We start from the raw sequence: 20,582 nt of genomic DNA, 5'->3' as shown, positions 1-20,582 counted from the left end.
CTGAGCGAAGCGAGTTCTTTTTCTCAGAAAAAATAAGTAACCACCCTGCGACCACGCTCCCAAGCCAAAGGCCCGGCGATCAAGAACTCCCAAACTCAGGGCCCAAGCTCCGGAGCAGGATCCGGACCATCCTCGCGAAACTCGCTGGCCGACTTCCCGGTCCACTTGCGGAACGCCCGGCTGAAATTCGACAGGTCCGCATAACCCAGCTCGTAGGCGATCTCGCTCACCGACTGGTTGGTGTACCGCAACAGCTGAATGGCCCGGTCTTTCAACACCAGCTCGACAATCTCCCGGTAGGAGGTGTCTTTCTCCGCCAACCGCCGCTTCAGTGTCCGTGACGACACGCAGAAACGCTCGGCCATGTCTTCCAGCGAGGGCAGCGGCCCCGGCATCATTCGCAGCATGTTGCGGATCGCCAGAGTGATGTCGCCCTGGTCTTTCAGGGCCTTCTGCAGCTCGAATTCACACTGGTCCCGGGCCATCCGCGACGCGTCCGCATCCGCCAGCCGCATGCGTACATTCAGCAGCTCCTTCGGGAACACCATCATTTCCTCCGGCTTGCCGTATTCGAAACGCACCGGCAGTGCCGAGGCAAAGCGCGGGTAATACTCCGGCGCCGGGCTGCTCAGGTGTACCGTAACCCCCGGCAGTTTGCCGTCGGTGAGGGTAAACCCCCGCTTTTCGGCGTCGTCCCGGTCCAGCAGCTGTTCAGTCAGCAGGATCAGGGTGGCGCTGACGGTCTCGGCCAGGAACGGGTACAGGCCGGGCACATCGAATTCGGTGCGTAGCTGCACCAGCACCTTATCGCCCGCTTCGGACTGGCTCATGCTCAGAAACGGTGCCCGCAACTGCAGGTAGCGACGCACCGAGTCCAGGGCGTCGGCAAAGGTGGGGCTGGTGAGCGCGGCAAAGCCCAGGGTGCCGTGGATGGTCAGGCGCAACTCCCGCGCCAGCGTCAGGCTGAGGCCGTCCTTACCGGCCAGATCCAGCGCCCGCTGGGCCATCAAAATCGCATCGGTGACGAACACGCGGCTATCGTTCGCCTTCAAATCCTGCGCGGTAAAGCTCAGGCCGTCGTACAGCAGCCGGTCGTTATGGCCTAGCTGGCGCACCGTCTCCGCCAGTACCCGCATATAGACGCCCGGCACCAGGAAGAACCCCAGCATCTGTCGTTCTTTGTCCGGACTGGTGTTGGCCATAGTGTGTCCTTGTTGTCGAAAGGAAGTCGATGTCCTGATGCTAGCAGATGCATCCACCGCCAACACTGGGGCTGGAAGCACCGGTGACGCCGTCATCCCAGTCAATGGAAACCGTTCGGCGGCACTGTCAGCTGTCCCAACCTGAACGACGGCCGTCCCTTTCTCGCCTTCAAATGCCCCGTTGACCTGCTCACACTGAAGCCATGACATCCGCCAAAGCGTTCTATCGCAGAGGAGTGAGAACATGCTGAGGACAAAAACCGCAGAATCCCGGGCACCGGCTTCTCAGACGCCGGACAACGTGGCCATCAAGCCCCAGCGCATGGGCTTTGAGTTCGGTGAACAGGTACCGCAGTACTGGCTGGACAACAGCCACCTGCTCAGCCATACCATGAACGCGCTGTCGGTGCTTTTCCCGCAGGGGGAGCAGTTCTTCGTGGATTCGGTGCGCTATTACCGCGACCGGATTACCGATCCCAAGCTCAAGGCCGAGGTACGGGGTTTCATTGGCCAGGAAGCGATGCATTCGCTGGAGCACGACGCCATGAACCAGCATGTGCGAGACCGCGGCATGCCGGTGGAGGAGCTGGAAGCGCACCTGGAAGTGATTCTGGGGATCGCCAAGAAGCTGCCGAAGCGCCACCAGTTGGCCATTACCTGCGGCCTTGAACACCTCACCGCGATGATGGCGGACATGCTGCTGGAGCGCAGTGACGTGCGCGAGGACATGCATGAAAGCATGCGGCCTTTATGGATGTGGCACGCCATTGAGGAAACCGAGCACAAGGCGGTGACCTACGACGTGTTCCAGGAAGTGGGCGGGACCTACGCCGAGCGGGCGTTCTACCTGGCGTTCAGCACCGCGGCGCTGGGGGTGGTGGCCAGTTACTTCACCACGCGGATGATGCTGAACGACCGCCGCCATTTCTCGCTGAAGGACAGCGCCAGAGGGCTATGGCGCATGTGGGGTAAGAACGGCACGTTCTCCAGCCTGATTCCAACCTGGCTGGAATACTTCAAGCCCGGCTTCCACCCCTGGGATCACGATAACAGCGAACTTATCGCCCGTTTCAAGGAACAGATCAACGGGTACATTGCACCGCAGTATCAGAAGAGTAATCGCCGGACGCTGCAGTAAGCGGGCGGGCAATGCGATTGCGGCCGGCGTTTTTACCGCTGTAAAGGCACCGGTCGGCAACGCGGAACAGGGTTTCCGCCTGGCGCCCGTGCTCCGGCCACTGGGCAATCCCGAAGGAAGCGGTCACGCGGATGCGGGCCTCGCCGTACACCAGCTCGCGATCGGCGATACGTTGGCGCAGCTCGTCCATCAGCTCGTAGGCATCCGGCGATTTGACGTCCCGCAGGATCAGCCCGAATTCTTCCCCGCCCAGGCGCGCCACGAAATCGGTACCGCGCAGCCGCTCGGCCAGGCTCTCGGCAATATCCCTGAGCACATGATCCCCGGCGTCGTGGCCCAGGGTGTCGTTGACCAGTTTGAAATGGTCGATGTCCATGATCACCAGTGCAAACCCGTTGCCACTGCGCTCGCATTCGGCAATGGTGCGCGCCAGGGTGCTCTGGAAACTGCTGCGGTTGGCCAGGCCGGTGAGGAAATCCGTCTGTGCCAGGTCCACCAGCCGCTGCTCCGCCTCCTCACGCCGAATCTCGTACATGTGGATAAAGGCCAGCATCAGGGCGCCGCAAAGCACCATGTTGAGCAGATCGATCACCAGGTAGGCACTGTTCACCTGCCCCAGATGAACAAAATAAACACCGGCGCCCACCAGCATGAATGGTGCGCTGAGAATCAGCCCCTCGCGCTTGCCCAGCAGCAGATATGCCAGCACCGGCATCATCAGCACCCAGACAAACGCCGTCACCGAGGCATCCGGAAACACCATGATGGCCAGAAAAAACACAAACAGGGTAACGAGGTAGCCGTATATCCAGCGCTGCAGATACGGGCTGGTGCGCAGACGAAACACGCCAACAAACAGCAGCAGGCTGGCGGAGAGTTCACTGAATGCCACCCACCAGAACCCATTGAGGGCCTGCAGGCAGGCGAACACCCCCAGCGATGCGCCGGTGATCAGGAACAGGAGCCGCATCAGCGAGCGGCGGTGACTATCGCGAAGGCCCGAGCGACTGCGTTCCAGCGTCGCCCCGAGGTCGGAATCGTGTGGTGTGTTCATGCTGTCTCTTTCCCTAGATTAACAGCCAGTATAGAACGATAAATCTGTATGTAAAATGTACAGCGGGCCGAATGCTCCGCCAGGCCCGCTCAGCGCCTATTGCGGCTCAGACATAGAGATTCTTGCGGGAGAAGCGCTCCACCAGGGGCTGGTAGGCGGAACCCAGCAACCGGTTGACGGCATCGATGCCCCAGGCGTCGGGCCCGACCAGAATCCGCGATTCGTTCTTGAGGATGCCTTTGACGATAATGTCCGCAGCCTTGTCGGGCGTGGTCATCGCCAGCTTGTCAAAGCCCTTGCGTTGGGCGGCGCCGTTCTCGGACTTGCCCATGCGCGCGGCGTTGGCAATGTTGGTGCGGATACCGCCCGGGTGCACACAGCTCACAGCCACGGGCTGGTTTTCCAGCTTCATTTCCTGACGCAGTGACTCGGTGAAGCCCCGCACCGCAAACTTGGCGGCGTTGTAGGCACTCTGCTTGGGTACGCCGATCAGGCCAAACACACTGGAGATGTTCACCACGTGGCCGTCGCCGGAGGCAATCAGGTGGGGCAGGAACGCCCGGGTGCCGTGGGCGACGCCCCAGAAATCGATGTCCATGACCCACTGGAAATCGTCGTCGGTCATCTCGCGCACCGTGGCGGAGAGGGCCACGCCAGCATTGTTGATCACCAGATTGACCTGACCGAAGTCCTTGGCGACCTGCGCGGCGTGGGCGTAGATGGCATCACGGTTCGACACATCCAGCGGGTAGGTTTTGACGTCAGCGCCCTTGAGCTCGGCGACGGTTTCCGCCAGCCCCGCCTCGTTGACGTCTGACAGCGCCAGGCGGCAGCCGCGGCCTGCCAGGGCTTTCGCCAGCGCACGGCCAATGCCGGAGCCCGCGCCGGTAACAACCGCAACCTTGTTCTTCAGATCTTTCATGGCCCTTGCCTCTTATCGATGTTGTAACGGGTGCTGTTTAGAATATTTACTCTAGCAGCTGTTCGCGTTCCCGCCATGGCATCAGAGGTTTGTTACCGCGGGCACTCAGGCCAACCCGCACAGGCGTGTTACAATCGCCACGGCTTTTTCCAACCAATCACTACGGACACCGCTTGTATGGAATGGAGTCTCACCCACTTATGGCTGATCCTCGCGCTGGTTCTCAGCCTTGCCGAACTGACCTCCGGCGTACTGGTCTTGCTGGCGCTCGGCGTGGCGGCGGCACTGACAGCCGTGCTGGCGTTCCTTGGCATCCCGTTTGAGTGGCAACTGGTCGGCATGGGCGTGTTTTCGGGCCTGCTGGTTCCGGTGGCCATCCGCTGGATCCGCCCGCGGTTTTCACCCAAAGGCGTGGCCTACGGCACCACCGGCACCGGCGTTGAGCACGGCCGTCGCTATTACTGCGAACGGCGTGAATTCGACGGCGCCATTGGCATCAAGGTAAACGGCGACTTTTACCGCCTGCGGACCAGTGACCGCGACACCACCGAGCCAGCGCCCGGCACGGAAGTCATCTTCGAAAAATTCGACGGCACCACCGCCGTTGTTCACCGCGTAAAACCCACGGAGTAACAGGTATGGAAGCATTTCTCTCACCGGGGCTGGTCATCAGCCTGGTTCTGGTTGTTATCGGCATTGCCATTATTGCCAAAGGACTGGTGATCGTGCGCCAGTCCGAGGTCATGGTCATTGAACGGCTGGGGTCGTTTAACCGGATTCTGGAGAGCGGCGTCAACATCATCATCCCGTTCATTGAGCGGCCCCGCGCCATCACCATGACCCGCTACATGCGCATCGGCGACGAGTACCACCCCAGCAGCAGCTTCGAGACCCGCATCGACCGCCGCGAGACCGTCATGGACTTTCCCGGCCAGCCGGTGGTGACCACCGATAACGTCACGGTGAACATTAACGGCGCGCTGTACTACCAGATTATCGACCCCCGCCGCGCCGTTTACGAGGTGGCCAACATGAGCCAGGCCGTCGAAGTACTGGCGAAAACCACCTTGCGTTCGGTGGTGGGCAAGATGGAGCTGGACAAGCTGTTCGAATCCCGCAGCGAAGTGAACAACGCCATCCAGGCGGAAATGGAAGAGGCGGCGTCGAAGTGGGGGGTCAAACTGACCCGCGTGGAAGTTCAGGACATCAGCATGCCGGAGGAAGTGGAAGAGGCCATGCGCCTGCAGATGGCCGCCGAGCGTAAGCGCCGGGCCACCGTGACCGAGGCCGAGGGCGAGAAATCCGCCGCCATTGCCATGGCCCAGGGCCAGCGCGAATCCGCCATTCTCAATGCCCAGGGCGACAAGGAATCCGCCATTCTACGAGCCCAGGGTGAGCAGGAATCCATTCGTCTGGTACTGAGCGCCCTGGGCGAAACCGAGCAGAACAAGCAAGCCGTTATCGGCTACCTGCTCGGCCAGAGCTACATCAAGGTGCTGCCGAACATGGCCAAAGACGGCGAGCGGGTGTTCGTTCCCTACGAATCCTCCGCGCTGCTCGGCTCCATGGGCATGTTCCGGGAGCTGGCCGGCAGCCCCGAAGACATCGTGCGCCAGTCGCTGCAACGGGACGGCCTGCGTGGCGGCATGGTGGGGTCATCCGCCGGCGCCTGATGGGCGCTGATCGAGCCTCCTCAGCCCAGCAGGTTGTCCAGGGGTTGCCGGTAGCCGGGGGCAAACACCTCCATGAAATAGGCGATCTCCGGTAACCCCTCCTGCTCCAGCCGCCGGGCAATCTGCTCGGCGGCGGGTTCAAATTCGGTATTGCCCGCCCGCATTTCCGCTTCGCATTTCAGCAACGCGGACAGCCGGTCCGCCGCCTTGATCAGCTCCTTTTCTTCCTCCGACAGCTGCGACTCCCGCACATAGGGCGCGAAATCGTCCCGCAGATCCGGAGGCAGCAGCGCCAACAGTTCCGCCTCGGCCTTGTGTTCAATGTCACCGAACGCTTCCCGCATGACCTGGGAATGGTATTTGACCGGTGTCGGCAGATCGCCGGTGATGACCTCGGTGGCATCGTGATACAGCGCCGCGGCGGCAATGCGATCGGCATTCACCGCGCCGTCGAAATGGCGGTTGCGAATCAACGCCAGGGCATGGGCGAGGGTCGCCACCTCCCAGGAATGGGTGGCGACATTTTCTTCGATGGCGTTGCGCATCAGCCCCCAGCGCTTGATCCAGCGCAGGCGGGAGACGTAGGCAAAGAAATGGCTGCGGGCTCGGTTCACACTCATACACTCCGTTTTGCACAAGTTTATAAATTGGCGGTTTCTGAGCGGAATCCCCTGGTGTTAATCTGAACGAACGCTCAGACTTCCAACCCGCGGGACTGCGCCTTGTCACTCGTTCACACATTCACATGCATCGTTCTTGCCCTCCTGCTCGGCGTTTCCGGGCTCGCGGTGGCCGACAACGGAGGCGTGCAGGAAATCAAGGTGGGCGTCTACAATTTCCCGCCCATCGCCGGCATCGGGGCGGATGGCCAGGCCACAGGTCTGCTCGCCGATACCCTGAAGCATCTGGACGAGGCCAACCCGCAGGTGCGCTTCAAGGTGATTCACACCTCACCCAAACGCCGCTACCTGGATTTCAATGCCGGCCTCTACGACGTGATCTTCTTCGAGAGCCCGGCGTGGGGCTGGGATGAGCACGAACACGACGCTTCCATGCCCATTCTCACCGATGAAGAAATCTACCTGGCATTGCGAAAACCGGGGCGCGACCCGAGCTTCTTCGATGACCTGACCAAGCGGCGCATCGTCGCAATGTCGGGCTATCATTACGGTTTCGTCGATTTCGAGATCGACGCCGAGAAACTGAACAAACGCTTCAACATCGAATTCTCCGACAGCCACCGCCGCAACATCAACCTGATCAAGGCGGACCGACCTTCAGTGGCCGAAGTGGCCATTGTCAGCCGCTCCTACCTGCAGCAACACCTGGAACGCAACCCGCAGGACTGGGACACCTTTCTGATTGCCGCCGAGCCGGACCAGGTGTACCGCCTGGCCATCATTACCCGCACGGACGGCCCGGTGAACGCCAGCGACATGATCCGGCTGTTCGATCCGTTGATGCGAAGCGGCACCTATCGTCGGCTGGTGGAAAAGTGGGGGTTGCAGCTGCCAGCAGGCTTTCTGACCGGGTTTCCCTATCAACCCGAACCCTATCAACCCTGACCCCGATCAACTCTGATTCCTAGCGGGCGTCGAGGGCAAAGCGCACCGCGACCAGGCCCTGATCATCGGCTTTGGCGTCGCGCTCGGGGTCGAGCAGAAACAGCTGGGCTTCATCAACACCGTAGTCTTCCGCCAGCTGTTGCCGCAACCAGGCGCCTCGCGCCGAGGCCAGATTGCCCAGCGCCTCCGGCGGCAGTGAACGTTCGCCTGCCAGGTAGGCTTCCCGGGCCTGGGCCCATTCTTCGTCAGACAGGCTGCCGCCGCGCTGCTCGGTCAACCGCTGCCGCAGCAGGGCCAGTCCGTCGGCGTCCGGCGCCACGCCGCCGCGAATATTGAGCAACAGGGCCGGGCGTTTTTTCAGCGCTCCCGCCAGGGCATCCAGCTTGTCGCGCTCGCCGTCCGCCAGCTCGGTTTTTCCCGCCACGAACCGTACTTCGCTGAGTTGTTCGCCAGACAACCCCGCCAGTTCCGCCACCGACCCCAGCACACTGAACGGCGAGGTGGCGGCCTTGCTGAGGATATTCACAAAGGCCCGCATCGCCACTTTACCGACGCTGAACTCCGGATCGTCAAGGTCGCCACTGACCGGCACATTGATTTCAATCACCCCGTCGCCGTCCCGGAGCAGGGCCAGGCCCAGGCGCACCGGCACGTTGACCGCCTGGTCACTGGTGACCGGCTGCCCCAGTTCCAGCCGGTCCATCACAATCAGGTTGGTGGCTTCAATGCGGCTGCCGGTAATCTCATAGTCCATGTTCACATCCAGCTTGCCACTGTCGACCCCATACCCCAGATAGCGTCCGAAGTAGGGCGACAGATTGGGCAGCGACGCGCCCTGCAAACCGAGGGTCAGGGCACTGACATCGTCTGTGCCCAGGGTGCCCAGGGAGCCGTTCAGGGTCAGTTCGGACTGGTCGTTGATCCGCCCCCGCACCTGCACTTCGCCCTGCTGGGGCGACACGTTGGTGAGGCCACTGACCGATCCGGCGAGTGAATTCACCCGGGTGGTAAACACCGGTTCAATGGCACGGTCGGTATAAGACACTTCGCCGTTTTCCAGCAGGAACTGCTCAATACGGAAAATGAACTCCTGCTCGCCGCTGTCTTCGCCCCCCTCCGGGGGGTCGCTGTCATCCGAGGCGCGGATGATACGTTCGAGGTTGTGAAGCCCGTCGTCCCCACGCACCACGTTAACCGACGGCTCACTCAGGGTCACCGTGCCGATCTCCAACCGCGCCGGATGCACGTTGTAGGCCACCGGCGCCAACCGCAGGGTTTGCCAGTTGACCAGCGGTTCGTCGGAGTCCGGCAGGGTGACATCAAGGCCGGTAATCTCACCGGTGCCATTGAAGGTTCCGGTCAATGGCGCCTGCTGACCATCCAGATCGAGATTGCCGTCGAGGGTCAGGCGGGCGCTGCGAATTTCCAGGTTGGCCAGCTGCCGGATGTAGGGGCCAAACACAGCCAGATCAATGGTGGCGGCGTTCAGCCCGGCCTCCAGGGTAAACGGCTGCAAAGTCAATTGTCCCTGCACCCCCAGCGATCCGCCTTCGGTCAGCGATCCCTGCAGGCGATAGTCCACCGGCTCTTCCAGCTCATCGCTGAGCGCCCCCAGGGTCAGCGACAGCTCGGTGGCTGCCAGTTCCACCGGCGCATCCGGCTGCAGATCCCGCCACAGGATGCGGCTGCCCGTCACCTCCACACCGGCCACTGACCACTGGAACGCGGCGCTGCCGCTGTCGTCTTGCGGAGCGTCGGCGTTATCCGCCTCCCCGTTGGCCTGTTGCCAGGGCGCCAGCCAGTCAATGACGCCATCGGCGTTTCGTTCCACCGCCAGGTCCAGTCCTTCAACGGTGACCACCCCCACGTCGGCGGTGCGGCGGGTCAGCCCGAAACGGATCTGATCAACTGCCAGGCGGCCGGTAGACAGGGCCGCCGACTCCCGATCGCCATCGGTGGCCAGTGTCAGGTTTTCCAGTTCCAGCACCCCGTCCGAGGTACTCAGCAACAGCTGCTCTTCCACACGCAATTCGTAACCGGTGCTGATCGTGACGTTGCCGCCCCGAAGGTCGTACGGCACATAGGGCCGGATGAAATGTCCGACGGTGGCGTGGTCCAGATCAGCAATGCGCAGGATGCCGCGGGAATAGAGCGGGTTAATACTGAGCTCGCCTTGCCATGACAGGGTCTGCTCGCCCAGGGCCGCCTGCAACTGGTAACTGCTCTGATCCCCCTCCCGTTGCCAGGTTGCCAGATCGCTCAACTGCAGATCGAGCGGTTCAAAGCGGAAGCTGGCCGGCTCCGACTGGGTGAAATCGCGAAACAGCAGCTCGCCGCCAGAGACGGTCAGCTGCCCAAGATAGAGCCGGGGAGGGGGCGAGGGCTCGTCGGCCGCGTCGGCGGCGGGCTGGTCGCTGTTGGCCTGCTGCCAGTCCCTGGCGAAATTGACACGGTAATCCTCCAGCAGGTCGGCACGGATAAACGGCTCGTCAAGCTCAACCGACTGCAACCCGATCACCCCGGTGAACAGCCGCCAGAAGCCGACGTTCATGTGCAAACGGTCAAACCCCAGCACTTTCTCACCGCTGCGGTCATCGGCGCTCAGCTCGCGGGCATCAACGCTCAGGCGGAACGGGTTGGTACGGATGTCGCCAATCCGGGCCTGCCAGCCCATGCGCTGTTCCAGCTGTTGCGGAAGCACGCGTTCCAGCCACCACGGCAACAGCAGAAACCCGGCCAGCGCATAAATCGCCACCAGCACCACCAGCCAGAACGAGATTCTCCGGTACATTGGTTTTGCCGCTTTTGTCTTGGCCACGCCCGCGCTCCCTGATTGCTGTCCGCTGGTTTCCATCACTCGCCAATCCTGAAAGAATAGACCACCGTATCAAGGTGATGCTTTCAATATAACTGAAGAGTCGCCCACAACGACAGGATTCGCCAGATGGACATCAGTGACATGCGCCGGGATTTCGAGAGCGAAGGCCTCGATCGTGACGCCCTGGATGAAAATCCGATCCGCCAGTTCCACCTCTGGTTCGAAGACGCCCGGGACGCCGGCATTCTGGAGCCCAACGCCATGTCACTGGCGACCGCCGGCAGTGACGCCATGCCGGACCTGCGCACGGTGTTGCTGAAGTACTTTGATGACCAGGGTTTTGTGTTCTACACCAACTACGGCAGCCGCAAGGCCCGGGAAATGGAGCAGAATCCGCAGGCCGCGCTGCTGTTCCCGTGGATCGGGCTGAACCGGCAGGTGCGTATCCAGGGAAGCGTGGAGCGGGTCAGCAAGGCCGAATCCCTGCGTTATTTTGCCTCACGCCCCCGAGGCAGCCAGATTGGCGCCTGGGTCTCGGAGCAGAGCAGGGTGATTACGTCACGGGGGCTGCTGGAACAGAAAGTGGCGGAAATAAAACAGAAATTCGGTAACGGCGAGGTGCCGTTACCCAGCTTCTGGGGCGGTTACCGGGTGGTACCACAGCGTATCGAGTTCTGGCAGGGCCGCCCCAGCCGGCTCCATGACCGTTTCGAGTATGTAAGGGAAGCCGATGGCTGGCACATCCAGCGCTTGCAGCCCTGACGGCGCGCCAACCATCTGGCTGTGCCGTGAGCCAGAAACAGACGGGCTTGCGGCCCCCACCTGGCTCACCGATTACGAACAGGCCACCGTGGCCCGGTTCGCCGGCCCCCGCCGGCGGGAGTACCTGAGCAGCCGCTGGTTGTTACGCCAGGCCATTGCCCACAGTGCCGGCTGCCCCGCGGCGGATTGCAGGCCGGTAGCCGGGCGCCCCACGGCGTCCGACCAGCCGCAGGGCTGGCACCTATCTTTGAGCCACAGCAAACAGCTCTCTGCCTGCGCCGTCGGCGCCCAGCCGGGCCTGGGGCTGGATATCGAACCGCTGGACCGGCACCCGCAATGGCAGAAAGTGGTGCGGCGCTGGTTCACGCCCGCCGAACAGGACTGGCTGCTGGCGAACGATTGCCAGCAGGATTTCCTGCGGGTCTGGACACTCAAGGAGGCCTGGCTGAAAGCCACCGGCCGGGGCATTGCCGGCAATCTGCAAACGCTGCAGGTGGGCCCAGACTTCCGCTTGCAGGGTGATCGGGACGAGACCGGCTGGCAGGCCGCCAGCGGGATCATTGCGGGATTTCTGGTAACCCTTGTCTATCACCACGAGCGATGGGTGCTGCCACAGGGTCACCTGCTGCGCGAGATTCCGCCCAGCCTTGCGCTGGACAGCCCCCGGTCCGAGTCTGACCGGCTGGCCCTGAGCTGGCACCAGGCGGTGAGCCCCGCCACCGATCATCACAAGGAGGCCTGATGGAAGACCCCAACCGCTGCCCCTGGTGCGGCACCGACCCGTTGTACGTGCATTATCACGACACCGTCTGGGGTCGTCCGGAGTACGACGAGTACGCACTGTTCGAGAAACTGTGCCTGGACGGTCAGCAGGCGGGCCTGAGCTGGATCACCATCCTGCGCAAACAGCAGGGCTACCGCGAGGCTTACGACCACTTCGATCCCCAGCAAATCGCCCGCTACGACGAGCGCAAGGTCGAGGAATTGCTGGCCAACCCGGCGATTATCCGTAATCGGCTGAAAGTCCGGTCCATCATCCGCAATGCCCGCAGCTTTCTCGAGCTGAAGGAACAAGGTCGGGATTTCAGTGAGTTTCTCTGGGACTTCGTGGATGGCAGGCCGATTCAGAACCGCTGGCAGGCCTTTGCCGACGTGCCGGTCACCACCGCCGAGGCGGAAGCCATGTCACGGGCGCTGAAAAAAGCCGGGTTCAATTTTGTCGGCCCCACCATCGTCTACGCCTTCATGCAGGCCACCGGCATGGTGAACGATCATCTGGTGGGCTGCCCCCAGCACGAGGTCTGCCGCAAACTGGGCGATTGATCTTATTACTGCGGGGGCTCGTAAACCCTTCGGTAACATTCCACGCCCGGAGCACCACGGTGAGAATAACCCTCGATCAACTCGTCAACAGCGGTGACAGCCAGATAGACCTGCTCGAGATCCTCTCCATTGAGGGCCAGCAGTATATGGCCCGCCTCCGTATCGGCGATCAGCTGATGATCCTGTCGGACAACAAGGGCAACACGCGGCTGTTTCGCAGCAGCTGGCAGATCCAGGACGCCCTGGGCGCATTGAGTATTGCCCGAACCGATGTGGTTCACGCTTCGGCGTACCACGAAATGGTGGGCATGGAGCCCGCCGCCGTCGAGCCGATGAGAATCCGGGTGCAGGGGCGCGAATCGTGATTGCCGTGGCGCGACTGGCCATTCTGGTGGGCGTTCTCGGGCTGATTCCCTTTCTGACCGCGATTACCTGCCTGTTTTCCATGCCCGCCCTCAGCGACAACGTCATTGGCTGGTTCTATCTGTACAGCGCCGGCATTCTCGCTTTTATGGCGGGGGTTTACTGGCCCATTGCCATGCAACTGGAGCAGCGCTGCTACCCGCTTTCGCCGCTGGTCACCATGGTGCTCAGTCAGGTTTTCTTCGTCGTCGCCGGGGTTGGTCTGCTGCTGACCACACGCTGGCAGATTGCGCTGTACACCACCGCGTTCCTGGCGCTGTACATGGTGGACGCACGCTGGATGCGGGGTTACTGGCCCACCTGGTACCTGCGGCTGCGGCTCGGCCTGACGTCCGTTGTGCTGGCCTGTCAGGTGGCCGCAGGCGCCTGGTTTATCACCGCCCACTGACTTGGTCAACGCCAAGGCTGGCCTGCAGCTTGCGAATCGCCCCTTTCTCAATCTGCCGCACCCGTTCGCGGCTGATGCCCAGGTCGTCGGAAATGATCTGCAGGGTTTCCGGCTCGGGCCGGCCCAGGCCGAAGCGGCGCGCCAGCACCGCCTGCTCCCGTTCACTCAGCTGCGCGAGTATGCCCGTCAGGTACCGGTTGCGGTCCCGTTGCGCCATGAAATGCTCCGGCGCCATCTGCTCGCCGGCACTGAGACTGTCCCCCAGTGTGATGCCCGTGCTGTCGGACACCGGCGAATCCACCGATACCTCCCGACTGGCCAGTGCTCTGAGCTCGCCGATCCGTGACGGCGACGCCTCCATCTCCCGGGCCAGTTCGCTCTGCAGCGGTGCGCGACCGAGATCCTGATGCAACTGCATGGACACCCGGCGCAGCTGGCGGATCTCCTCCACCACGTTTTCCGGGGTGTGAACCAGACGCGTACCCCGCTGTAGGCAGCGCTTGACCTCCTCACTGATCCACCAGTAGGCGTAGGTGGAAAAACGGAAGCCTTTGGTCGGGTCAAAGCGTTCCACCGCCTTGATCAGCCCCACATTGGCGTCCTGAATAAGGTCCGCCATGGCGATCCCGTGATGGCCATAACGGCGGGCTATATGCACCGCCAGCCGCAAATTGCTTTCCACCAGCCGGGCACGGCAGGCCCGGGCCAGATGAAAGGCGCGTCGGCAACGGGTCGAGAAGGCACAGGCATCGCCAAGACTGCCGACGATCTCGCGGTAGGTTTGCGGCGTGTCGTCCGGCAACGCCAGCTCGTGGGCAATCACCCGGTAGCAGCGGGTAAGCTGGCGTACCAGCCGGCGCTCGCCCTTGTCACCCAGTAATTCGTAGCGGGACGCATCCCTGAAGTACAACCCGACCAGGGAATCCGTTTCGCCGTTCGGTGTCATGGTCGGAGACGGTCCCAGCCTTTCAGATTTACTCATGGCTTTGGGTCCGGTTACGAATGTATTGGGGATACGCTCGGAATCAGGGCGTGGATTCCCCGCAATGGCCGGTAAGAGCGCAGATAAGGGCAACTACGGAGGGTGTAGGGACGGTCATCGGGAAGGGATCGGCCACGCCCGGCGGATCAGGCCGCCGGGCGCTCCGATCGGGAGGCAAGACCACCCCCATCACCCCCGCCGGAGCGACCGGTTCCGGCGGAGGCAATCACGTCGTCACGGCTTACGCCGCGACAATGGCGTACTCGTGATTGTGAGGTTCAATCAGCACGCCGTGCAGAGCCACGATGGTCTTCTCGTAGTCGTCTTCATCCACCACAAACTGGATGTCGACCTGACGCATGCACTGGTGCAGCGCCAGTACGCTGATTTCCTCGTCGGCCAGCGCCTTCACGGAACGGGAGAGGATGCCCGGCACTTTCATGTCGCTGCCAATGGCCGACACCACCGCCACCTTGCGGGTGTTGATCTCGGCGTTGGGGAATTCTTCCTTCAGCGCCTTGACCACCCGCTTGACGTGTTTCAGCGTACTGCCCACGTAATGGGTGATGGTGTTGGCGTTGGTGTCCTTGGACATGAAACGCACCTTGAAGCGGCTCAGCACGTCCAGGATGCGGCGATCGGAACCGGGCTCACCCTGCATGTCCTGGTCGAATACCTCCACCGCAAACACACCCTTGGCACCGGCAATAATCTCCACCTGGGGCTTCTCACTGACGTAGTCGCCGGTGATCAGGGTACCGGTATGCTCCGGCTCGAAGGTGTTCATCACCCGCAGCGGAATTTCGTTCTGGCGCAGGCCCTTGCCGGCACGGGGGTGAATCGCCTCCATGCCGAGGTTGGCCAGCTGGTCGGCCACGTCGTAGTTGGTGCGGCCCAGCGGTACCACTTTGTCGGCGCCGACGATGTTGGGGTCGGCGGAGCTGAGGTGGTATTCCTTGTGAATGATCGCCTCACGGGCTTCGGTAATCACCGCCACCCGGCTGAAGGTCATTTCACTGTAGCCACGGTCGAAGGTCCGCATCAGGCCTTCCTTGCACTGGGCGTAGCCGGTGACAATCGGCAGTTCGCGGGTCAGATCCACAGCGTCAAACGCCTGCTTCAGTTTCTGGTCCAGCGGCAGCAACTCGTTGTCGCGCCAGCCGGTGAGATCCACAAAGCGGGCGTTGATGCCCTCCTGCTGAAGCTTGAGTGCAGTATTGAAGGCACTGTGGGCCTCGCCGATGCCCGCCAGCATTTCGCGCACGGTCAGCAGATGCTCTTCCAGCTGGAACTGACCGTAGGAGCACAACCGCTGCAGATCAATCAGGCAGCCCCGCACACCCTCGATACGGTCGGTGATGAACTGGTCCGCCTGCTGCTTCAGCATCGGGTCCTCGAACAGCTCGCCGTTGATGTCGGTGAGGAACTTCACCAGTTTGGTGAGATCGTCACCCCAGGCCCAGTCGGATTCGGCATCGGCAAACAGCGCGTACACGCCGGGCTCGCCGGTTTTCTTGTGTTCCAGCAGCTCATTGGTGACGCCGCCGTAGGCGGAGACCACGAAAATCCGCTGGTACAGGTCTTCCTTGCTGCGCCCGCCAATGATGATGTTGTCGCGAACGGCCTCGTAGTTGCTCATCGAGGTGCCGCCGATTTTCTCTACGGTATGCAATTGACTCGTCATAGTGTTGTCTTCGCTATCCTGCAGAATGAATGTCGGGGTGAGCGGGCGCCTCAGGACGCCTCGCTGATCCCTTCCTGCATGATTTCATCCACACTTTTGGCCAGCAGCGCCGCACCTTTCTTCAGGTCATCTTCGCTGGTGGTCAGCGGCATCAGACACTTGATGACTTCATCATTCGGCCCACTGGTTTCAATGATCAGCCCGTGCTCAAAGGCACGCTTGGTGATCGCGCCGGTGATGTCCGCATGTGTGGCTTCAATACCACGCATCAAACCACGTCCCTTCATTTTGAACTCACCGGGGTACTTGTCGCAAATCGCCTGCAGCGCATCGCCCAGCACCTTGGTCTTGGCTTTCACTTCGTTGGCGAAGGCATCGTCTTTCCAGTAGGTCTCCACGGCGGTACGGGCAGTGATGAACGCCATGTTGTTGCCGCGGAAGGTGCCGTTGTGCTCGCCCGGATCCCAGACGTCCAGTTCCGGCTTGAACAGCACCAGCGCCATCGGCAGGCCGTAACCGCTGAGGGACTTGGACACGGTGACGATGTCCGGCTTGATGCCGGCAAACTCGAAGCTGAAGAACTCGCCGGTGCGGCCGTTGCCGGCCTGGATGTCGTCAACAATCAGCAGGATGTCGTGCTTTTTACACAGCTCCGACAGGCCTTTCAGCCATTCGGCGCGGCAGGCGTTCAGGCCACCCTCACCCTGAACCGCTTCCACAATCACTGCGGCAGGCAGCTCGAAGCCGGACGAGCCATCGCTCAGCAGCTTGTCCATGATGGCCAGGCTGTCGACATCGTCACCCAGGTAGCCGTCGTAGAACATGAAATCCACGTTGCCCAGCGGCGTACCCACACCGCCACGATGGTGCTTGTTACCGGTCGCGGCCACGGCGCCCATGGTCACGCCATGAAAGCCGTTGGTGAAGGAAATGATGCCGTTACGGCCCTTGACCTTACGCGCCAGCTTCAGCGCGGCTTCCACACAGTTGGTGCCGGTGGGACCGGTGAACTGCATCTTGTAGTCCAGGCCGCGGGGATCGAGGATGTACTTCTTGTAGGCTTCGATGAAGTCGTGCTTGGCGGTGGTGAACATATCCAGGCCCTGGCTGACCCCATCCGCCTCGATGTATTCCAGCAGTGCCTTCTTGAGAATGTCGTTGTTGTGGCCGTAGTTCAGTGACCCGGCACCGGCGAGGAAATCCAGGTATTCCTTGCCGTCTTCGGTGTACAGATGCGCGTTCTTGGCGCGGTTAAAAATCACCGGAAAAGCGCGGGAATAAACGCGTACTTCGGATTCGGTCGACTTGAAAAGTTCCATTGTCTTGCCTCTTAGCATGTCAGGTTCGAGGTAACTGTGGGCAGCCCATCGGGTTCGGTCGCGATCAGCCAGCCACACGTTGGTTAGAGCCTTGCTGGCAGGCCTACCTCAGTAGCCTGCCGGCTCGTCCGTATTGCGGTCAGTAATGCCTGTGTCTGTCACAGACTCTCAGACTGGCTTGGTGAAAGGCCCGATGCGCAGCAGGAATTCGGAATCGTGCTGGCCGCCGAAGTGGGTCTCTTTCTCAAAGTGCTCGTGGTAGGTGAGCTCCGCCCCCAGATCACGTGCGAACGAACGGAACAGCGCCCAGGAGGCTTCGTTGTCCTCGGTGATGGTGGTTTCCAGGTGCGTCACCTTGCGGCACGCATCCCGGGCCACGATCTCTTTCAGCATCCGCTTAGCCAGGCCCTGTCCACGACCTTTCTCGTGAACGGCCACCTGCCACACAAACACGGTATCGGGCTGTTGGGGAGGGATGTATCCGGAGATAAAGCCGACCAGATCGCCGTCCTTCTCCGCGGCCACGCCGGTGTCGGCAAAGTGGCTGCACTGCAACAGGTTGCAGTAAATCGAGTTGGGGTCCAGCGGCGGGCATTCCGCCACCAGCTGGTGAAGTCTGTAGCCATCATCCTTGACCGGTGTGCGGAGGGTGATGGCGGTGGTATTCGATCCTTCTGAGGTCATAGCGTGATGGTTTCGCGTCAAAAAGTTAGGGTTAAATTATATAGACCACAAAATATATTTCAAGCCGGGCCTCCGTAACGCACACCACCGACGCCCAGCCTGTTCTTTCAGAATAGTCCGAATTAACGCAATCGCCAGTGACAAAATGGTTAAGAAACCGGCCGCAAAACGATGTCATCCGGCCCCAGGTCAGTGCCCCTCATAATGCGTTCGCGATAGGACACAGCGGCCGCCGAGCCCGGCGGCCACAAGCGGTCAAACTGCGCGAGCCAAGCGTCTGCATCGAAGGCGACGGGCAGCAGCGAGACGTTCAGGCCAGCGCATTCGATCCCGGCAACCGGCTCAGCCACGGGGCTGGTAAAACCGATACGGGTGATCAGACCGCGGCGGTCACCCCGCAGGTTACCCATGCCGGCGGAGCCGTTGTTCACCACCGCCCCGACGGCACCGCTGGCCGCCCCCCGCCACAGCACCGGCAGACAGGTATGAGTGCAGGCGATCAGATCGGCACCGGTTGCCTGCAGCCAGTTTTCCACCGCGGTGTCGTTGCCGGCCAGGAAGGATTCGCGGGCCAACCCCCAGCCCGCCAGCGACTCGGGGTCCCCGTGCAACACCAAAACCTTTAGGCCTCCAAACATCAGGCAGCGGTACCGGGGCAGCCGAGACAGACGTTGCTGAATGTCCGGATGGTCCGCAGCAACCGCCTGCAGCCGCTCCATGATGCGATTGGAGCGCTCCACCACACCCTGGTCGATGAAATCCGGATAGGCACAGCCGCAACCAGCACCGGCCTGCGGATCCGCCAGCTCGTAATCCAGGTTGCCTGCGCTGGCGGTGTGCTCGAGTACCCGGTTGTTGATCTGCCGGAACAGTTCATCACTGGCATTGAACCAGTTGAAATCACCGTTGAAGACCAGCTTGACCCGATGCCCCTGACGCGCCTCGACACGGGCCATGCGCTCGACTTCGTCCAGCGCGAACGAATTGCCATAGAGGCCGCCCACCACGTAGAGCACATCCTCCACCACCGGCGCGGGGTTATCACACAGGGACGCCGGATCGTACCGGTACGCCAGCGGACAGCTACGACCTTCGTTCATTCCGCTAACCCCGGGCCTCGCCAGCCGCCAGTGAACGGCCCGCTAGCCGGCGAACCAACAACGGCAGGAAAAACCCGGCGGTACAGATCAGGAAGCCATAGGCATTGACGCCGAGCAGCAGCCCGTAGGCCCCGTCGCCGATCGCCCAGCTTGACGGAATCAGGCCCACCGCCAGCAGCACACCCAGTCCCAGCCCGGTCCAGAAACTCAGGTGGAAACTCCAGGGCGACCAGCGGGTAAAACCGTAGAACAGAAACACCGGCGCCAGCCCCATCACCATGCTGCCGGAGATGGTGGTGGCCTTGAGGATGTCGGTGCCGGCGAACATCGGCAGGTTGCCGAGAAACGCGAACACAACCATCACCACGGCACCGACTCGCATACTCGGCAGTTTTTCTGAGGCGCGGCGTGCCAGCCGGGGCAGATCCACCGCCAGGGATTTGGCCAGCGAGGTAAAGGTGGAGTCGAGGGTGGAGCCCGCCGAGGTCATCATCACCACGCTCATGAAGAACAGCGCCGCCAACCCCAGTGACTGTCCTACAGCCGCCGGCGCGTTGCCCATGGCCTCGATGCCGTTAAGCCGCGCATGCACGCCCACCAGGCTGAAGATAAACACCGCGACAAAGCCCAGCAGGCCCGCCACCACAAAGCTCTTGAGCATGGTCTTTTCTTTGTTCACGAAGCCCCGATCGGTCAGTACCGGGTCATGGAACGGGTAGCTGAACAGCTGCAGCAGGGCCACCAGCAGCAGGTCGAAGCCGGCATTGAGTCGGAATTCGCCATTGGTCAGCAGCGCACTGGTGTCGTTGGCGGGAACGATCAGGAACAGCACGGCCCCGACGAAAAACACAAACACGAACGCCTGAATCACGTCGGTGAATATGGATGACCGCAGCCCACCCTTGAGGCTGTAGGCCAGGGTAAACAGGGTGAACAGCATCGCCGCGGAGTAGTACTCCCACTCACCGGGCAGCCCAAAATAACCGCCCACCACCGCGGTGTTGCTCCAGACCTCGTTATACAGCCGGATCAGGATGGCTGCCGCAAACGCCAGGCTGGCAAGCCGGCCAAACCGGGAGGTCAGAAAGTCCTGCAGGCTGCGGGCGCCGGTCTGGGTACGGATCAGGTAGATCACGTAACCGGCCACCGGGATGGACAGCCAGTAACTGGCATACGCCAGCCCGCCCACCACGCCATACGCGGCACCCAGATTGGCGGCGTTGGTGACGGACTTGGCGAAAATCCAGCTGATGAAGATACTGGCGGTCAGTGACCACTGACCCACCGGGTTACCGTGATCATCCGCGCCCTTGTAGAACGAATTGGCGTTCTTGCTCTTCGGGGACAGCACGTACATGACCACGCCGTAGACCAGCAAAAATCCCCAGAACAGGGAGGCTTCAGTGAAGTTCATTGTTCATTTCCGGTTCTTTGTCTTTGGGGGCGGGCCGGTGAGGGGCAGGTGTAGGAATCCAAAACGGAGAAGCGTGGCTTCTTTTAATGTTTTGGATTCCTACACCTGCCCCTCACCAGCCACCGAACTTT

At 61.7% G+C, this 20,582-nt stretch carries 20 protein-coding genes; 9 read left to right on the top strand and 11 right to left on the bottom strand.

Translation table 11 applies throughout. The features are described from left to right. Positions 1 to 95 precede the first annotated feature (95 nt). The gene (locus tag DYI22_RS06435; RefSeq protein ID WP_213477215.1) at positions 96 to 1,202 is read right to left on the bottom strand and encodes a helix-turn-helix domain-containing protein; all 1,107 of its coding nucleotides are present in this window, start codon (positions 1,200 to 1,202) and stop codon (positions 96 to 98) included. A 244-nt stretch (positions 1,203 to 1,446) separates the two neighbouring features. On the opposite strand from DYI22_RS06435, the gene DYI22_RS06430 reads away from it, so the two are divergent. Continuing rightward, positions 1,447 to 2,340 (top strand): metal-dependent hydrolase, encoded by an 894-nt coding sequence (locus DYI22_RS06430; protein WP_213477214.1) that lies wholly within the window; start codon positions 1,447 to 1,449, stop codon positions 2,338 to 2,340. Here DYI22_RS06430 and DYI22_RS06425 read toward each other — a convergent pair. Both DYI22_RS06425 and DYI22_RS06420 read right to left on the bottom strand, forming a co-directional pair. Next, entirely contained in the window at positions 2,285 to 3,394 is a 1,110-nt protein-coding gene (locus DYI22_RS06425) for a GGDEF domain-containing protein (RefSeq protein WP_213477213.1), read from the bottom strand. The genes DYI22_RS06430 and DYI22_RS06425 overlap by 56 nt on opposite strands. Positions 3,395 to 3,500: 106 nt before the next feature. Next, positions 3,501 to 4,316: an SDR family NAD(P)-dependent oxidoreductase gene (locus DYI22_RS06420; protein ID WP_213477212.1), complete on the bottom strand. Its 816-nt coding sequence runs from the start codon at positions 4,314 to 4,316 to the stop codon at positions 3,501 to 3,503. A gap of 177 nt (positions 4,317 to 4,493) precedes the next feature. On the opposite strand from DYI22_RS06420, the gene DYI22_RS06415 reads away from it, so the two are divergent. Continuing rightward, positions 4,494 to 4,949 carry an NfeD family protein gene (locus DYI22_RS06415; RefSeq protein ID WP_213477211.1) on the top strand — a complete coding sequence of 152 codons (456 nt, stop codon included), beginning with the start codon at positions 4,494 to 4,496 and terminating at the stop codon, positions 4,947 to 4,949. A gap of 5 nt (positions 4,950 to 4,954) precedes the next feature. Next, positions 4,955 to 5,989, top strand: coding sequence for an SPFH domain-containing protein (locus DYI22_RS06410; protein WP_213477210.1), 1,035 nt, complete (start codon positions 4,955 to 4,957; stop codon positions 5,987 to 5,989). Positions 5,990 to 6,009: 20 nt separating this feature from the next. Here DYI22_RS06410 and yfbR read toward each other — a convergent pair whose 3' ends face one another. Then, complete coding sequence (gene yfbR / locus DYI22_RS06405) at positions 6,010 to 6,609, bottom strand: 5'-deoxynucleotidase (protein ID WP_213477209.1); 600 nt, start codon at positions 6,607 to 6,609, stop codon at positions 6,010 to 6,012. 168 nt (positions 6,610 to 6,777) lie between these two features. Here yfbR and DYI22_RS06400 point away from each other — a divergent pair, with 168 nt between their 5' ends. Then, positions 6,778 to 7,554 carry a transporter substrate-binding domain-containing protein gene (locus DYI22_RS06400; RefSeq protein ID WP_323132879.1) on the top strand — a complete coding sequence of 259 codons (777 nt, stop codon included), beginning with the start codon at positions 6,778 to 6,780 and terminating at the stop codon, positions 7,552 to 7,554. A 19-nt stretch (positions 7,555 to 7,573) separates the two neighbouring features. Here DYI22_RS06400 and DYI22_RS06395 read toward each other — a convergent pair whose 3' ends face one another. After that, the gene (locus DYI22_RS06395) at positions 7,574 to 10,372 is read right to left on the bottom strand and encodes a DUF748 domain-containing protein (RefSeq protein ID WP_323132878.1); all 2,799 of its coding nucleotides are present in this window, start codon (positions 10,370 to 10,372) and stop codon (positions 7,574 to 7,576) included. A 126-nt stretch (positions 10,373 to 10,498) separates the two neighbouring features. On the opposite strand from DYI22_RS06395, the gene pdxH reads away from it, so the two are divergent. The 5 genes from pdxH to DYI22_RS06370 are packed head-to-tail and all read left to right on the top strand — an operon-like array spanning position 10,499 to position 13,268. Beyond that, the gene (gene pdxH, locus DYI22_RS06390) at positions 10,499 to 11,134 is read left to right on the top strand and encodes a pyridoxamine 5'-phosphate oxidase (RefSeq protein WP_213477208.1); all 636 of its coding nucleotides are present in this window, start codon (positions 10,499 to 10,501) and stop codon (positions 11,132 to 11,134) included. After that, positions 11,103 to 11,876, top strand: a complete 774-nt coding sequence (locus tag DYI22_RS06385; RefSeq protein ID WP_213477207.1) for a 4'-phosphopantetheinyl transferase family protein — start codon at positions 11,103 to 11,105, stop codon at positions 11,874 to 11,876. Before pdxH ends, DYI22_RS06385 begins: the two co-directional genes overlap by 32 nt. Then, the gene (locus tag DYI22_RS06380) at positions 11,876 to 12,457 is read left to right on the top strand and encodes a DNA-3-methyladenine glycosylase I (RefSeq protein WP_213477206.1); all 582 of its coding nucleotides are present in this window, start codon (positions 11,876 to 11,878) and stop codon (positions 12,455 to 12,457) included. The genes DYI22_RS06385 and DYI22_RS06380 overlap by 1 nt, the downstream gene beginning before the upstream one ends. Before the next feature lie 59 nt (positions 12,458 to 12,516). Next, positions 12,517 to 12,822, top strand: a complete 306-nt coding sequence (locus tag DYI22_RS06375; RefSeq protein WP_213477205.1) for a DUF6482 family protein — start codon at positions 12,517 to 12,519, stop codon at positions 12,820 to 12,822. Continuing rightward, entirely contained in the window at positions 12,819 to 13,268 is a 450-nt protein-coding gene (locus DYI22_RS06370; protein ID WP_213477204.1) for a DUF3429 domain-containing protein, read from the top strand. Before DYI22_RS06375 ends, DYI22_RS06370 begins: the two co-directional genes overlap by 4 nt. On the opposite strand, the gene DYI22_RS06365 is transcribed toward DYI22_RS06370, so the two are convergent. The 6 genes from DYI22_RS06365 to DYI22_RS06340 all read right to left on the bottom strand — a co-directional run bounded on the left by DYI22_RS06365 (position 13,255) and on the right by DYI22_RS06340 (position 20,451). Beyond that, complete coding sequence (locus DYI22_RS06365) at positions 13,255 to 14,250, bottom strand: sigma-70 family RNA polymerase sigma factor (RefSeq protein ID WP_213477203.1); 996 nt, start codon at positions 14,248 to 14,250, stop codon at positions 13,255 to 13,257. The genes DYI22_RS06370 and DYI22_RS06365 overlap by 14 nt on opposite strands. 241 nt (positions 14,251 to 14,491) lie before the next feature. Continuing rightward, on the bottom strand, positions 14,492 to 15,934 hold the full coding sequence (locus DYI22_RS06360) for an aspartate kinase (RefSeq protein ID WP_213477202.1): 1,443 nt from the start codon (positions 15,932 to 15,934) through the stop codon (positions 14,492 to 14,494). Between the two features lie 50 nt (positions 15,935 to 15,984). Then, on the bottom strand, positions 15,985 to 17,253 hold the full coding sequence (gene ectB, locus DYI22_RS06355) for a diaminobutyrate--2-oxoglutarate transaminase (RefSeq protein WP_213477201.1): 1,269 nt from the start codon (positions 17,251 to 17,253) through the stop codon (positions 15,985 to 15,987). 168 nt (positions 17,254 to 17,421) lie between these two features. Beyond that, a complete protein-coding gene (gene ectA / locus DYI22_RS06350; protein WP_213477200.1) occupies positions 17,422 to 17,937 on the bottom strand; it encodes a diaminobutyrate acetyltransferase in 516 nt (171 codons plus the stop codon). 149 nt (positions 17,938 to 18,086) lie between these two features. Continuing rightward, a complete protein-coding gene (locus tag DYI22_RS06345) occupies positions 18,087 to 19,037 on the bottom strand; it encodes a hypothetical protein (protein ID WP_213477199.1) in 951 nt (316 codons plus the stop codon). Positions 19,038 to 19,041: 4 nt separating this feature from the next. After that, the gene (locus tag DYI22_RS06340; RefSeq protein WP_213477198.1) at positions 19,042 to 20,451 is read right to left on the bottom strand and encodes a sodium:solute symporter family transporter; all 1,410 of its coding nucleotides are present in this window, start codon (positions 20,449 to 20,451) and stop codon (positions 19,042 to 19,044) included. Between the last annotated feature and the right edge of the window lie 131 nt (positions 20,452 to 20,582).

The sequence above is a fragment of the Marinobacter lipolyticus genome (assembly GCF_018424605.1).
GTDB lineage: Bacteria > Pseudomonadota > Gammaproteobacteria > Pseudomonadales > Oleiphilaceae > Marinobacter > Marinobacter lipolyticus_B.
This window is presented reverse-complemented; position numbering and strand designations above follow the sequence as displayed.

Bases quoted from the DNA above. Each gene is read 5' to 3' on its own strand.
- DYI22_RS06435 (WP_213477215.1), bottom strand. From the start codon at position 1,202: ATGGCCAACACCAGTCCGGACAAAGAACGACAGATGCTGGGGTTCTTC.
- DYI22_RS06430 (WP_213477214.1), top strand. From the start codon at position 1,447: ATGCTGAGGACAAAAACCGCAGAATCCCGGGCACCGGCTTCTCAGACG.
- DYI22_RS06425 (WP_213477213.1), bottom strand. From the start codon at position 3,394: ATGAACACACCACACGATTCCGACCTCGGGGCGACGCTGGAACGCAGT.
- DYI22_RS06420 (WP_213477212.1), bottom strand. From the start codon at position 4,316: ATGAAAGATCTGAAGAACAAGGTTGCGGTTGTTACCGGCGCGGGCTCC.
- DYI22_RS06415 (WP_213477211.1), top strand. From the start codon at position 4,494: ATGGAATGGAGTCTCACCCACTTATGGCTGATCCTCGCGCTGGTTCTC.
- DYI22_RS06410 (WP_213477210.1), top strand. From the start codon at position 4,955: ATGGAAGCATTTCTCTCACCGGGGCTGGTCATCAGCCTGGTTCTGGTT.
- yfbR (WP_213477209.1), bottom strand. From the start codon at position 6,609: ATGAGTGTGAACCGAGCCCGCAGCCATTTCTTTGCCTACGTCTCCCGC.
- pdxH (WP_213477208.1), top strand. From the start codon at position 10,499: ATGGACATCAGTGACATGCGCCGGGATTTCGAGAGCGAAGGCCTCGAT.
- DYI22_RS06385 (WP_213477207.1), top strand. From the start codon at position 11,103: ATGGCTGGCACATCCAGCGCTTGCAGCCCTGACGGCGCGCCAACCATC.
- DYI22_RS06380 (WP_213477206.1), top strand. From the start codon at position 11,876: ATGGAAGACCCCAACCGCTGCCCCTGGTGCGGCACCGACCCGTTGTAC.
- DYI22_RS06365 (WP_213477203.1), bottom strand. From the start codon at position 14,250: ATGAGTAAATCTGAAAGGCTGGGACCGTCTCCGACCATGACACCGAAC.
- DYI22_RS06360 (WP_213477202.1), bottom strand. From the start codon at position 15,934: ATGACGAGTCAATTGCATACCGTAGAGAAAATCGGCGGCACCTCGATG.
- ectB (WP_213477201.1), bottom strand. From the start codon at position 17,253: ATGGAACTTTTCAAGTCGACCGAATCCGAAGTACGCGTTTATTCCCGC.
- ectA (WP_213477200.1), bottom strand. From the start codon at position 17,937: ATGACCTCAGAAGGATCGAATACCACCGCCATCACCCTCCGCACACCG.
- DYI22_RS06345 (WP_213477199.1), bottom strand. From the start codon at position 19,037: ATGAACGAAGGTCGTAGCTGTCCGCTGGCGTACCGGTACGATCCGGCG.
- DYI22_RS06340 (WP_213477198.1), bottom strand. From the start codon at position 20,451: ATGAACTTCACTGAAGCCTCCCTGTTCTGGGGATTTTTGCTGGTCTAC.